This window comes from Bacillus sp. 01N42_2, assembly GCF_056399565.1.
The window spans coordinates 498,072-511,882 of the sequence record NZ_JBFTRO010000001.1; the positions used below are offsets into that span (position 1 = coordinate 498,072).

Annotated in this window: 12 protein-coding genes; 4 read left to right on the top strand and 8 right to left on the bottom strand. The window is 48.9% G+C overall.

Features of this window, described 5'->3' with window-relative positions:
• Positions 1 to 21 precede the first annotated feature (21 nt).
• The 3 genes from AC1DN5_RS02630 to AC1DN5_RS02640 all read right to left on the bottom strand — a co-directional run bounded on the left by AC1DN5_RS02630 (position 22) and on the right by AC1DN5_RS02640 (position 2,163).
• Positions 22 to 201: a hypothetical protein gene (locus AC1DN5_RS02630; protein WP_016937575.1), complete on the bottom strand. Its 180-nt coding sequence runs from the start codon at positions 199 to 201 to the stop codon at positions 22 to 24.
• 152 nt (positions 202 to 353) lie between these two features.
• A complete protein-coding gene (gene lipL, locus AC1DN5_RS02635) occupies positions 354 to 1,217 on the bottom strand; it encodes an octanoyl-[GcvH]:protein N-octanoyltransferase (protein WP_045926605.1) in 864 nt (287 codons plus the stop codon).
• Between the two features lie 55 nt (positions 1,218 to 1,272).
• Positions 1,273 to 2,163 (bottom strand): LysR family transcriptional regulator, encoded by an 891-nt coding sequence (locus AC1DN5_RS02640; RefSeq protein ID WP_016937573.1) that lies wholly within the window; start codon positions 2,161 to 2,163, stop codon positions 1,273 to 1,275.
• A 115-nt stretch (positions 2,164 to 2,278) separates the two neighbouring features.
• On the opposite strand from AC1DN5_RS02640, the gene AC1DN5_RS02645 reads away from it, so the two are divergent.
• Positions 2,279 to 3,256: a YeiH family protein gene (locus tag AC1DN5_RS02645; RefSeq protein WP_099743990.1), complete on the top strand. Its 978-nt coding sequence runs from the start codon at positions 2,279 to 2,281 to the stop codon at positions 3,254 to 3,256.
• Between the two features lie 37 nt (positions 3,257 to 3,293).
• On the opposite strand, the gene pta is transcribed toward AC1DN5_RS02645, so the two are convergent.
• Positions 3,294 to 4,265 carry a phosphate acetyltransferase gene (gene pta, locus AC1DN5_RS02650; RefSeq protein WP_045926607.1) on the bottom strand — a complete coding sequence of 324 codons (972 nt, stop codon included), beginning with the start codon at positions 4,263 to 4,265 and terminating at the stop codon, positions 3,294 to 3,296.
• 256 nt (positions 4,266 to 4,521) lie between these two features.
• Here pta and hemQ point away from each other — a divergent pair, with 256 nt between their 5' ends.
• Positions 4,522 to 5,286 (top strand): hydrogen peroxide-dependent heme synthase, encoded by a 765-nt coding sequence (hemQ, locus tag AC1DN5_RS02655; RefSeq protein WP_016937570.1) that lies wholly within the window; start codon positions 4,522 to 4,524, stop codon positions 5,284 to 5,286.
• A gap of 119 nt (positions 5,287 to 5,405) precedes the next feature.
• A complete protein-coding gene (gene bacG, locus AC1DN5_RS02660) occupies positions 5,406 to 6,185 on the top strand; it encodes an NADPH-dependent reductase BacG (protein WP_264819327.1) in 780 nt (259 codons plus the stop codon).
• A gap of 43 nt (positions 6,186 to 6,228) precedes the next feature.
• Here the strand turns inward: bacG and AC1DN5_RS02665 are convergent, their stop codons facing one another.
• Positions 6,229 to 7,467 (bottom strand): MFS transporter, encoded by a 1,239-nt coding sequence (locus AC1DN5_RS02665; RefSeq protein WP_366969866.1) that lies wholly within the window; start codon positions 7,465 to 7,467, stop codon positions 6,229 to 6,231.
• 219 nt (positions 7,468 to 7,686) lie between these two features.
• Here AC1DN5_RS02665 and AC1DN5_RS02670 point away from each other — a divergent pair, with 219 nt between their 5' ends.
• A complete protein-coding gene (locus AC1DN5_RS02670; RefSeq protein WP_366969867.1) occupies positions 7,687 to 8,889 on the top strand; it encodes a multidrug effflux MFS transporter in 1,203 nt (400 codons plus the stop codon).
• A 32-nt stretch (positions 8,890 to 8,921) separates the two neighbouring features.
• Here AC1DN5_RS02670 and AC1DN5_RS02675 read toward each other — a convergent pair whose 3' ends face one another.
• The 3 genes from AC1DN5_RS02675 to pruA all read right to left on the bottom strand — a co-directional run bounded on the left by AC1DN5_RS02675 (position 8,922) and on the right by pruA (position 13,664).
• A complete protein-coding gene (locus tag AC1DN5_RS02675) occupies positions 8,922 to 10,340 on the bottom strand; it encodes an amino acid permease (RefSeq protein ID WP_366969868.1) in 1,419 nt (472 codons plus the stop codon).
• Positions 10,341 to 10,351: 11 nt separating this feature from the next.
• Complete coding sequence (locus tag AC1DN5_RS02680; protein WP_366969869.1) at positions 10,352 to 12,046, bottom strand: M20 family metallopeptidase; 1,695 nt, start codon at positions 12,044 to 12,046, stop codon at positions 10,352 to 10,354.
• Positions 12,047 to 12,116: 70 nt separating this feature from the next.
• The gene (pruA, locus tag AC1DN5_RS02685; RefSeq protein WP_366969870.1) at positions 12,117 to 13,664 is read right to left on the bottom strand and encodes an L-glutamate gamma-semialdehyde dehydrogenase; all 1,548 of its coding nucleotides are present in this window, start codon (positions 13,662 to 13,664) and stop codon (positions 12,117 to 12,119) included.
• Between the last annotated feature and the right edge of the window lie 147 nt (positions 13,665 to 13,811).

Below are 13,811 nucleotides of genomic sequence, written 5' to 3' on the forward strand. Positions count from 1 at the left end.
GTAGGTTCCAAACGGATGAATCTAATTCTGAACGGCTAAATCATTGAAATTCAAATTCGGGTTTTGATTGTCTTCTTGGCTCGGTACTACAAGCACCCAGCCGCTCCAAGCAAAGCTATTGCCTGATTGCTCCGCATCTCCGGCTAACAAATGTGTCGGGATCGTGATTCTTTTTTCCTCTTTTATTTTTTTAAAATTCATATCTCCATCTCCTCTAGTTTATAGAATTATTTGGAACCTACAACAATATATTAATCAAATAAGGGATAAATTGTAAACTAGTTTTAGAATAACGATTCTTTTTTCACTATAACTAATTAGTATATAATTACTAAAAATAAAAAAGCCCGGACCTAGTCCAAGCTTTCCTGCGTACCGAACACCTTCTCATTCCGTTCCAGCATTCGGGTCAGATTTTTTTCAAATACCATTTCTTCTTCCGGCGATAATCCGGCTGCATACAGGCGGCCGCTGCGTTCCTTCAGTTCGGTTAAAAGTGACAGCATTAAGTCCTGCACGGTAATGTCCGTTTGCAGCAATTCGCTTAAGGAAGCCATCGTTTCAGGCCGGATGTCGGGGTACACGCCTTTTGTGTCATTGCTTTTGTCTTTTAAAGCGGCTTGATAGAAACGTCTGATCAGATCGGCACGTTCGCTTCCGCTTTTATCGGCGCAGAGGTAAATCTGAACTGCGGTTCCGCCCCGCAGGCGTCTTTGTGAGATTCCCGCGAATTTCCGCCCGCCGATGCTGAGATCATAGCTGCCCGGACAATACGATCCTTTAATTTCATAGGCTTCAATTTCAGCATTGTACGAACGCAGCATCCGCCGCACCAGCTCCGTCATCGCCTCGTAGCCTCTGTCGATGTCGATGCCTTTTTTCTCGTCTTCAAAAATAAGCGAGATATTCAATACGCCTTCATCAAGAACGACCGCGAGGCCTCCTGAATTGCGGACAATTACACGATAGCCTTCGTCCTCCAGCAATTTCACGCCGTCCTCTAAAAACGGCAGGCGTGTGTCCTGAATGCCGAGCACGATCGTCCGGTGGTGCACCCAAGAGCGTGCTGTCGCAGGCGATTCCCCTTTGCCTACGGAGGCGCACAGCGTATCATCCATTGCGAATGACTGCTTCGCATCAAAATAAGGACCGAGGCTGGATTGGTCAATGATTCTCCAGCTCGGCTGCATCAATAAATCAATCGGTTGCTTTCCCATCTATATTAAATCCCTTTCGTCATAGGCTTTCCATGCATTTATTATATCATTCCGCTTAAGATGATTGAAATTGACTTTTCAAAAGAGCGATGAAGATTTCTTTGTTTTTTGTGTTCTCCATAATGGAAGATTGAATGATAGACAGTTTCCGTTTTAAGGAAAATCCTTTAATCTGAAGCACGGAAATGCTGCCGTGAAGCAGATCCTTTTGCAGTACGCTTTTTGACAGAACGGAAAGACCCATTCCGCTGATCACAGCTTCCTTGACGCCCTGGTTGCTGCTGATCGTCATCATGGATTTCGGCCGCAGTCCGTTTGAATGCAGGACATGATCCAAATACTCCCTCGTCCCCGAACCCTTCTCCCTCGTCACCCACGCTTGATTTTGCAAGTCGGTCACCGGGATGTTTTTTCTGCCGGCGAGCGGGTGTCCGTTAGGTGCGGCAATGCATAATTCATCCTCCATGAACGGCTGAATGTCGAGCTCGTTTTTCCCCGTATGTCCTTCTATTAATCCGATATCGGCTTGAAGCATCCGAACCGCTTCGCTGACCTCCTCCGTGTTCCCGATCATGACGTCAAGGTTCAGTTCGGGATACTCGTCATGAAGCTTTGCAAGAAGCGGCGGCAGAATATATTCGCCGATGGTAAAGCTCGCGGCGATTTTGAGCTTCCCTTTGACATAATGATGATGGGCGTAAATTTCGGTTTTCGCCTGCTCGTACAAGAAGACCATTTGCTTGGCGCGCTGATAGAGAATGTCCCCCGTCGGCGTAGTCGTAAAGTGCTTCGGAGAGCGGTTCAGCAAGGCGGTTTGGAATTCTTTCTCCAGATTTTTAATGTGAAGGCTGACGCTCGGCTGAGAAATCATCAGCTTCTGCGCCGCTTTTGTAAAGTTTTTTTCTTCGACGACGGCAATGAATGTTTTCAATTCCCCATAATACAAAAAGCATCGCCCCTTATCATTATTTTTTCTAATCGTTTAGATCATATAAATATATTTTACTAATGATTAAGACCGCAGTAAAGTGGAGTTATCAACCTAATGGGAAGTGACTGAGATGAAGATAGTAAAGGGTGTTTCAGTTACCGCAGGAATTGCGTTTGCGGCTTTCTATGCCAGCCGCCTGCCGTTTTTAAATTTGCTCGGAATGCTTGTCCTCGCGATGCTGATCGGAATGGTCTGGCGCGCCGTTTTCGGACAGCAGGCGGCATTGGAGCCGGGGATTGGATTCTCAAGCAAATACTTGCTGAAAGCCGGCATTATCCTGCTTGGCATGAGACTGAACCTGACGGATATCTATCATGCCGGCTGGCACGTATTTGCAATTGCCGTCTGCTGTATGATGGTTGCGGGTGCGGTCGTATACGGACTGTCCCGGCTGTTCCGCATTGATCAGACACTCAGCATGTTAACAGCCTGCGGCACAGCGATCTGCGGGGCGGCTGCCATTGCCGCGATCGCGCCGCAGATCAGGTCAAACGAAAATGCGACAGCCATCAGTGCAGCCGCCGTTTCGTTATTAGGAACCGTTTTTACTGTTGTATATTCTCTTTCTTATCATGTATTGGGCTTTTCTCCTGCTGCTTACGGCGCCTTTTGCGGGGCAACGCTTCATGAGGTGGCGCATGCGGCGGCGGCCGGAAGCGCCGGAGGAAAAGCAGCCGTCGAGATGGCGGTGATCGTCAAGCTGACGCGGGTCGCGCTGCTCGTCCCGGCCGCATTCATGCTTGGAATGCGGGCGCGCAGCGGCGGGAAATCAGAGACAGTCTCTGCTGCTTCACTGCCGATCCCTTGGTTTATCTTCGGATTTCTCGGAATGAGCGCCATCCACACATCAGGCATCATTTCCGCCGCGCATTCCGCGTTTCTTGTTCAAGTGTCCTATGTTTTAATCGGCATGGCAATGGCGGGTCTCGGTTTGAACGTTCACATATCGGCGTTTCGTCATAATGGCTGGCGGGCGCTCGCGGCTGGCTTGATCGGTTCTCTCTGTTTATCGCTGTTCGGCTGGGCCGCAGTGGCTTTCTTTCTATAAAAAAGCCGGCCTTCTTAAAAGGCCGGCTTTTTCCGGATTACAGCGCTTGAGCAGCCGTAATTAACGCAAGATTGTAGACGTCTTCCGCATTACATCCTCTGGAAAGATCGTTTACAGGCATATTTAATCCTTGCAGAATCGGTCCGACCGCTTCAAAGCCGCCTAAACGCTGAGCGATTTTGTAGCCGATGTTTCCTGCTTCAAGGCTTGGGAATACAAATACATTCGCGTCTCCTTTAATATCGGAGTCCGGCGCTTTCTTCTCCGCAACAGACGGCACAAATGCAGCGTCAAATTGGAATTCGCCGTCAAGCGTAAGCTCAGGCGCTTTTTCCTTCGCGATTTTCACCGCTTCTGACACTTTTTCCGTCTCATCAGATTTTGCCGATCCTTTTGTAGAGAAGCTGAGCATGGCAACGCGCGGGTCAATATCAAACATTTGAGCCGTATTGGCGCTTTCAATGGCGATTTCAGCAAGGTCCTGGCTGTCAGGGGCAATGTTGATCGCGCAATCAGCGAACACATATTGCTCGTCACCGCGGGCCATGATGAAGACGCCTGATGTTTTTTTCACGCCTTCTTTTGTTTTGATAATTTGCAGTGCAGGGCGCACCGTATCGGCAGTAGAATGTGCAGCTCCGCTGACAAGTCCGTCCGCGAGACCTTTGTACACAAGCATCGTGCCGAAATAGTTCTCGTCTAACAAAGCTTTGCGGGCCTGTTCTTCCGTCGCTTTGCCTTTGCGGCGTTCTACGAAAGCCTGAACGAGTTCTTCCATGCCTTCATATGTATGCGGGTCAAAAATGTCAACGCCGTCAAGTGTAAGATTTAATTCTTTCGCTTTTGCTTGAATGTCTTCTTTATTGCCGACTACGATCGGCTTTAATACCTTGTTGCCCGCCAAATTGTTGACCGCAACCAGGATACGTTCGTCCAACCCCTCAGGAAATACGATTTTCACATCTTTTCCTGCTACTTTTTCTTGTACTTTTGTAAATAAATCTGCCACGATATACCCTCCTCTATGTTGACAAAAAACGCTTACTTTTACAGCATACTCTTCTTCCAGCTAAATTCAAATAACCAACTTCTATTATAGCGCTTTCAATAAGAAATCTTATTTTTCTAACTAATTTAACTGACGGGTAGTTTACGGCTTAGTTTCTGATACAAGGGGTGGGATTATTCAAGGTTTCTCCACAGCCGAAACGGTTAAACTGTGATATAGTGAAGGCATCAATGAAAAGATATAGGAGTGAAGATACATGAGTGAGCAGCAAAAAACGAACGAGGCCGCACAAACGCTTGACGGCTGGTATGCGCTTCACGATTTCCGCACAATGGACTGGACGTCATGGAAGCAGTTATCCAGCGATGAGCGCCTGTCGATTATACACGAATTTACGGGACTGCTTGAAAAATGGGGCGTCGCCCAAAAAGAAGGCAAAGGCTCGCAAACCATCTACAGCATCGTCGGACAGAAAGCTGATTTTATGCTGATGATTCTTCGCCCGACAATGGAAGAGCTGAACGAAATCGAGCTTGAATTTAATAAATCAAAGCTTGCTGAATTTACAATCCCGGCTTATTCTTACGTGTCCGTGGTTGAGCTGAGCAACTATCTGGCAAGCGGAGAAGGCGATCCGTATGAAAATCCGCATGTCCGCGCCCGCCTGTATCCTGAGCTGCCGGAAGCGAAATATGTCTGCTTCTACCCGATGGATAAGAGAAGAAGCGGAAATGACAACTGGTACATGCTTTCTATGGATGAACGCAGAAACCTGATGAGAAGCCACGGCTTAATCGGACGGAGCTACGCAGGCAAAGTCAAACAGATTATCACGGGATCTGTCGGTTTTGACGATTATGAATGGGGCGTCACGCTCTTCAGTGATGATGTGCTTCAGTTCAAAAAGCTTGTCTATGAAATGCGTTTTGACGAGGTCAGCGCGCGCTACGGCGAATTCGGCTCATTCTTTGTCGGAAACCGATTGTCTCTCGACACGCTTCCGAAGTTTTTGCACGTGTAACACCCACCCGCCTATCCGGCGGGTTTTTTCATTTGTCAGAATTTAAATAAGATTTGCTGTTTTAATCATTTTTTTTTACGATGTTAAGGAGATTCCATTTTGTAAAGGGGTGCAGACAGTTGTCAAAACGAACCGCATTTATTATGGGCGCCAGTCAGGGGATCGGCAAAGCGATTGCTTTGAAACTGGCGGACAATGGCTTTCATACCGTCATTAATTCACGGGTTCCCGAAAATATTGAATCGGTAAAAGAGGAGATCCTCGCCAAGCATCCGGATGCGGGCGTCACCGTTCTGGCCGGGGATATGTCGGACCAGAAGACGAGAACCGGCATTTTTGAGGACATCAGATCAAAATGCGGACGGCTTGATGTATTGATCAACAACATTCCCGGCGGTGCGCCGGATACCTTTGAAAACTGTGATATAGAGAATATGACCAATACTTTTACGAATAAAACAATCGCCTATATCGACTCTATGAAAACGGCCGCAGCGATCATGAAGCAGCACGAATCCGGCAGAATCATTAATATCGTCGGAAACCTATGGAAAGAACCCGGCGCCGACATGTTCACCAACAGCATGATGAACGCCGCTTTAATTAATGCCAGCAAAAATATCGCCACTCAGCTTGCGCCTTTTCACATCACTGTCAACTGTCTGAATCCCGGATTTATCGCCACGGATCGTTATCAAAAATTTGTGCAGAACATGATGAAGAAAAACGGAATTTCCGAAGCGGAAGCGGAAGCACGGATTGCCTCGGACGTTCCGATGAAGCGTGTCGGAACCGCCGAAGAAACCGCGGCGCTGGCTGCCTTTCTCGCCTCGGAAGAAGCTTCTTATATTACGGGACAGCAAGTGTCGGCCGACGGCGGAAGCATGAAAAGCATATAAAAAAACATCCCGCTGTCAGCGGGGTGTTTTTTATAAACTTTATTTACCGATACAATGATTGGTCGGCCTTATGCTCATAACTGCCATATCTTCTGTAAGCAAAAACGCTGAGGACAAAGCCGATGAGGGTGACGGCCGCACAGATAAACCCGACAGCTGCATATCCGTATCCGACATAGACCGGACCCATGACAGCCGAGCCCAAGGTCACGGCCAAATTGGACGCCAGACTGTAAAATGCCATGATTTTGCCGCGGCGGCTATGTGAGCAATCGCTTAAAATGGTGCTGAGCAAGGTCACCGTCAGGCTTTGCATCAAGCCCCAGATGAATAACCCGATGACCAAAAGCGGCATTGATGACGGCGCATAGGCGAGGCAGGCAAGCCATATGCTGATCACGGCCAATGCCGCGATCAAAGAGCGCATTTTCCCCGCCTTGTCTGCGATTTTCCCCGTGAACACGCTCATGGAAAAACCGATTCCGTACACCATGATCATCAGCCCGGAAGCGGTATTTCCCCCCGGCAGCACGCGGTGAAGATATGTGCCGAGAAATGAATACATGCCGTAAAAACCGATCATGTTGCAGAAGGTGATCATGAGGTATACAGGGACACGGGGCACCTTCAGCGCATCCCGGAAGGTGCCTGCCTGCCGTCCGCTTTCCTCTTCTGTTTTGTTCCCGTCTGCCGTGCTGCGGCGCGCCTCAATGAAAATGAGCGAAGCAACGAGGACAGACATCAAAGCGAAAATCCAAAACGTCCACCGCCAATTCAAAACGCCGCCGATAAAAGAGCCGATCGGAACGCCGAAAATCAAAGCGAGCGACCAGCTTGAAACGATCAGACCCATCACCTTGCCGCGGTACGCATAAGGCACACGGTCGCCGACGACCGCATATGCTGTCGGCACAAACGCCCCCGCCGCAAGCCCGGAAAGCGCCCTGCCCAGAAAGAAGAAAAATAGATTGTGCGCCAGCGCGCAGATCACCGTGCCGGCCGTAAAGATAAGCAGCCCCGCTATCAGACTGAGTTCTCGGGAATATTTATCGCCAAGGGGAACAAGAAGCGGTGCGCCGATAAAAATCATTACTCCGTAAATACTGATGGAAAGCGCCAGCACACTGACATCCGAGCTGAAAGCCCGCGCTAAATCCGGAAGCAGCGGGGAAATCACCAGCTCTTCAGAACCCGCGGCAAATACGCCTAAAGTCAAAGCAAGCGCGAGACAGAGCGGAAATCGGCGTTTCATTTCAATGTGATCGGTTTGTTTGCTGTTCATGCTCTTTGAACACTTCCTCCGTAAAACTTTTTAACATTTGTTATTTCATAGTTTAGCATCCTTATTTTCCATTTTACATTTCATTCGAAAAAGAATTATGTTTTTTTATTTGCATTCAGATTTTAAATAATCTATTTATTTTATATTCGATAAACGATATAAAATATGCCTTCCGGTTATGCTATAGTGATAGAATCATTTGTTAAGGTGGGTCATGGAATGAATAACGCTGGTTCAAAGGCCGCCCGCGCAAGCTTCGGCATGGTATTGATTCTCGGGACGCTCGCTTCATTCGGGCCGCTTTCGCTCGATATGTATCTGCCCGCTTTGCCTGAAGTGGCGGCCGATCTCCATACGACAGCGTCCCTTGCGCAGCTGAGCCTGACGTTTTGTCTTTTGGGGCTGGCGGTCGGCCAAATCGTTGTCGGGCCGCTCAGTGATATGATCGGGCGCCGGAAACCGCTGATTCTGTCATTGCTGCTTTATACGCTGGCATCTTTATTATGCGCCTTCAGCCCTTCTGTTTCGTTTTTAATTGTCATGAGGTTTATTCAAGGATTCACAGGAGCGGCCGGCATTGTCATCGCACGGGCTTCCGCGCGCGATATGTATTCCGGAAAAGAATTGACGGCTTTTTTCTCATTGCTGATGCTCGTCAATGGGGCGGCGCCGATTTTAGCGCCGATTACAGGGGGATTTATCCTTCAGTTTGCCGGCTGGAAAATCGTATTTATCGTGCTGGCGGTGATCGGCTGTATTATTTTTGCAGCCGTGCTTACGGCATTGCCTGAATCACTCCCGCCGGAAAGGCGGACAAACGGCGGACTCAGGGAGACGCTGATGACGTTTCGCGGCCTGCTCGGTGACAGGATGTTTATGGGATTTGCGCTCAGCCAGGCATTTGTGATGACCGGCATGTTCGCATATATTGCCGGGTCGCCGTTTGTGCTGCAAAATATCTACGGCGTATCGGCGCAAATGTTCAGCCTGCTGTTTGCCGTAAACGGCGCGGGAATCATATGCGCCACCCAAATGACGGGACGGATGGCCAAAACACATGATGAACGGAAGCTGCTTGTCTCCGGATTGGTTATTGCCGTCATCGGGAGCGTCGCTTTGCTTTTATCGCTTGCTTTCGGTTTGAGTCTGACGGCGGTCTGCATTTCTTTATTTATTATTGTTTCTTCTGTCGGGATCGTCACGACGACAGGGTTTTCTTTGGCTATGCAGAAACAGGAGAAAGGCGCGGGAAGCGCAGCGGCTCTTCTCGGACTCCTGCCCTTTATCGGCGGCGCGCTTGCCGCTCCCCTGGTCGGTATTGCCGGAGAAGAAAACGCCTGGCCGATGGCTGTCAGCATTTTCGGTTTTCAGCTCTTTGCCGTTCTTTCCTACGTGCTGTCGGCAAAACGAAAAACAAAGTAAAGCCCGCCGCTTTTTACGGAGGGCTTTTTTTCTTATCCTGCTGCGCCTTTTTCCGAAGAAGCCGGCTCACGTTTCAGGCGTTTTTTGATACCGAAGTGGTAATACGCGTAACAGATGATCATCAGCGGGACGCCGCAGTACAGGCCGATACGCTGGTCCGGAATAAAAATGAGACTGATTAAGATAAGACCGTAAACTGAAAATCCGAGAATCGGCACGATCGGATAAAGAGGCGTTTTAAATGCCAGGTCTTTCAGATTTCCTCCTTCAGCCAGAAAGCGTCTCCGGAAAACGAATTGTGAAGCGCAGATTGACATCCACGCGACGACGGTAATCATACCCGAGATGGAAATGAGCCACACATACACCGTTTCAGCAGCGACTACACTTGTCAGCAGGGATAAACCTGAGATGGCGATGGTGATGGACAGGGCTTTCAGAGGCACGCCTTTTTTCGTCAGTTTTGTTAAGGAAGCGGGGCCCATCTTAGTTTTTGATAGGGACCACATCATTCTGGACGAAGCGTACAGCCCGGAGTTCGCCACCGACAGCATGGCGGTCAGAATGACAAAGTTCATGATGTCAGCCGCGTACGGAACACCGATTTTATCCAGCACAGCGACAAACGGGCTTTCGATGACCCCTGCCGTTTGGTACGGCAAAATGGACACGAGAACAAACATCGCCAGCACGAAGAAAAACAGCGTGCGCCATATGACGTTTCGGATTGAGCGGGGAAGCGTCTTTTCCGGATTTTCGCTTTCTCCCGAGGCGATTCCGACCAGTTCGGTTCCTTGGAATGAAAAATTCACCATGACAAGCGTAAACAGCACGGCCTGAGCCCCGTTCGGGAAAAGCCCTTTGTCCGTCGTAAAGTTTGACAGATACGGCGCCGTCTGCCCGCCGTTAAAACCGACAAAGCCGAATACGGCAGCGCAGCCGAGAATAATAAATAATACAATAGCCATGACCTTAACGCTGGAAAACCAAAATTCCATTTCCGCAAAACTCCGCGCCGACAGCGCATTAATGGAGAAAATGACGACGCCGAATACAAGGCACCACACCCAAATCGGAACGGCCGGAAACCACCGCTGCATTAAAATCCCCGCCGACGTCAGCTCAAGCCCCACTGTATTGGCCCAGCTGAATGCGTACATCCACCCGATCGTAAAACCAGTAGACGGCCCGAGAAACTTTGCCGCATACGCCTGAAATGATCCTGCGACCGGCATGGCGACTGCAAGCTCCCCCAAACAAAGCATCACCAGATACATTAAGAATCCGCCGATCACATAAGCCAATATCGCGCCGATCGGTCCAGCTTCACTGATCGTAAAACCGGAGCCCATAAACAGCCCCGTCCCGATCACGCCGCCGAGTGCGATCATAAACAAATGCCGGCCCTTCATCGTGCGCTGCAATTCATTTTGATTGGTATCTCCCTGCATATACATCCCCCTTATTCCGTTATGTCAGCCTTTTGTGCGATGTCTAATCGATAGCTGTGCAAAAGGTGCAGCGTCGTCTGCTGAATGAGTTTCGGCAGAACATGGAATGTGTACGGTTTATACACCCGTTCCGTCCATTTATGGCCATCCTTGCCGTATACCCCCATATTGACTGACGGAATATTTAATTCCCTTATTTCTTTAAAAGGAATCGTCCCGATGACATCCCAGCCCGGAAAATTATCGGTAAAGGCAGCGACCTCCGCGTCTGTTTCATGCAGCGATAAAAAGCTTCCATCCGCTAAATAAGGGAAGAACTTTTTAAAGATGAATGTTTCCCCCGTTGACGCCGCTGTTTTATCAACGGCTTCTTGAATGACATGCTGCAAAAGCCGGTCCCGCGTGCTCTCTTTCTTCAGATAATTGTGCGGAAGGTAAGGCGGCGCATAAAAAATAATAACCTTGGCGCCCTGCTCAGGATCCAGTTTTTGCAGTTCCTCGACGGCTTTAAAGCATCTCATCCGCAGTTCAAGATGTTCATATGTTTTAAATGCCTGCTCTATACACTGCGCCGGGTCGATGCCGCGGCTTCTCAGCCTTTTCAAGTAATCTTCCAGACTGTACACTTGAACGTTCCATGTGATGTCTTTTTTCGGGAGGCTCGTTCTCTCGCAGTATTCGTCGTAATAATCAGATAATTTTTGTTCTGTCTCTTTGCATGCTTCCTCAGCCACGGCAGTCAGCTGATTCATGACTTCTTTGGCGGTTTTTTCGTAAATAAAGTAATTAAAATAGACATGGCTGCTGACGGCGGTCTGCACGTTATACGCTTCCTTGTTATCACGCTGGTAGAGGCAGGTCGGCGGCAGCACAAGCTCACCTTCAATGTTTTCCGTCATATGAATATTGTTGTGGATTCTTCTGGTGATTTCTGAGGCGATCAAATTCGGGTCAATGCCGGACAGTGTATCACCGACATGCACTTCCCGCCCGTAAATCGCAAAGCAAGGCAAAAGCTTTCCTGCCGCGCCCGTGTAGATATACCTTGTCGTGTCACCTTCATACAGCGGGGTGATGAAGTCGTTATTAATCGCTGCTAAATATCGAAGCTGCTTTTCTCGTTTCAGCCGTTTTAATTCAGAAATGCTCGTTAAAATGCCGGAATGCTGGCTTTCTTCATCCGGGTTTGCCATGAACAGAATATGGCCCGGCAGCTGATCGCGCCGTTCAGAAAAGTGAAGCAGATTGGTGAGATGAACGGCAATACCGCTCTGCATATCAACAGAACCCCTTCCGAACATCCACTCGCCTGAGCGGGCGTCCCGCTGCACATCCCGATCAAATTCATAGCTTGAGAAATACGCCGCGAGACGGTCGGAATCAAAAGCGATATCTTTTAAAGGGCCGAAGTCTTCTATGCCGACCGTATCAAGATGAGCGTGATAAATGACCGTATTCAGGCTGTCACCGTTTCCTTCAATAAAAGCGAAGATATTCTTGCGGCCGTAAGGGTCCTCAGGAATCGCCTGCTCCCACACATGTGACGGGTTTTCCTGAAAGTAGGGAAAGCTCTTGATCATATCTTTGATATAGTCGGCTTTTTTTCCTTCTCCCAATGTGCCGTTGATGCTGTTTAACGCCACCAGTGATTTCGTAATGGCTTCTATTTTCTCCTCCGGAAGCATCTTGCTGAGCTGCTGATACATGTTCCATCCTCCTTACCCTCATATAGAGAAAATAGCGCGACTCTTTTTTCATCGCGCTATTTCCGAAAGATTAATAGGCTTCAGACGTTGTTTTCGCCTGCATATGAAGAATCAGATAGTCAGGTCCCCCGGCTTTTGAATCCGTTCCTGACATATTGAAGCCGCCGAACGGCTGGTATCCGACAATCGCTCCGGTACAGCCGCGGTTGAAGTATAGATTTCCGACGTGAAAATCTTCACGGGCGCGTTCAATGTGCGCGCGGGTTTTCGATAACAGTGCACCTGTCAGTCCGTAATCCGTATTATTGGCGATCTCAAGCATATGGTCGAAATCCCGGGCTTTTGAGATCGCGACGACCGGCCCGAAAATTTCCTCCTGCATCAGGCGGGCGTTTTCATCAACATCCGCAAAAATGGTCGGCTGAATAAAATATCCTTTCGAATCATCACCTTCGCCTCCCGTCAGAAGCTTTCCTTCTGTTTTGCCGATTTCGATATATTTCATGACTTTATTATAAGACGCTTCATGGATGACAGGCCCCATGTATGTATCAAAATCTTCCGGACTTCCGACAGTGAGTGACTTCGTTAAAGCGACGGCTTTTTCGACAACTTCATCATAGACGTCCTGATGAATGACCGCACGGGAACCGGCTGAACATTTTTGGCCTGAGAATCCGAAGGCGGAATGCACGATTGAGGAAGCGGCAAGATCAAGATCAGCATCTCTGTCTACAAGCACCGTATCTTTTCCGCCCATTTCGGCGATGACCCGTTTCAGCCATTTTTGGCCCGGCTGCACTTTTGCGGCTCGTTCATAAATGCGGCATCCGACCGCGCGGGAGCCTGTAAACGACACAAATCTCGTTTTCGGATGCTCAACCAGGTAGTCGCCGATTTCTCCTCCGTCGCCCGGTATGAATTGGAGCACGCCGTCTGGCAGGCCCGCTTCCTTCATCACTTCAACGAATTTCGCCGCCACGACAGGCGCCGCATCCGCCGGTTTCAGCAGTATCGTGTTGCCTGTTACGATGGCTGCCGCCGCCGTTCCGGCCATGATCGCAAGCGGGAAGTTGAATGGAGAAATGACGATCCCCACCCCAAGCGGCTCATAATGATACTGATTATATTCTCCGTCACGGCTCTTTACAGGGGAACCGTCTTTCAGCTTCAGCATCTGACGGGCATAATACTCTAAAAAGTCAATTGCTTCCGCCGTATCCGCATCCGCTTCCTTCCATGGTTTTCCGGCTTCTTTCACTAGATACGCGGAGAATTCATGCTTTCTTCTTCGGATGATTGCCGCCGCTTTAAACAGCACATTCGCGCGGTGTTCCGGCCGTACTTTTTTCCATGTTTGAAATGTCTGCAGCGCAGCCTGCATGGCCTTTTCCGCATGTTCTTTTCCGGCCGCCGATACAGAGCCGATTACTTCCTTTTTATCAGCCGAATTGACGGAAATGATCTTTTTATCCGTCTCAATCGCTTCACCGTTGATGATAAGCGGATAGTGCTTGCCGAGCTGTGAATTCACATAAGCCAGCGCTTCTTGAAACGATTGTTTATTTGTCTCTTCCTGAAAATTTGTAAATGGTTCGTGTGCGTATGAAACTGTCATTAGAATTCCTCCTGTATTTTGTAATGTGTGCTCACGCTTTATGAAGATGCAAGAAGCATACCAGCATAACAATTAGCCGAAAGCAGACGAAGCTCGTCTGAATCTGTCGGCTGATTCAGGTGATGCAAAGAAATTTTGCAATCTCCT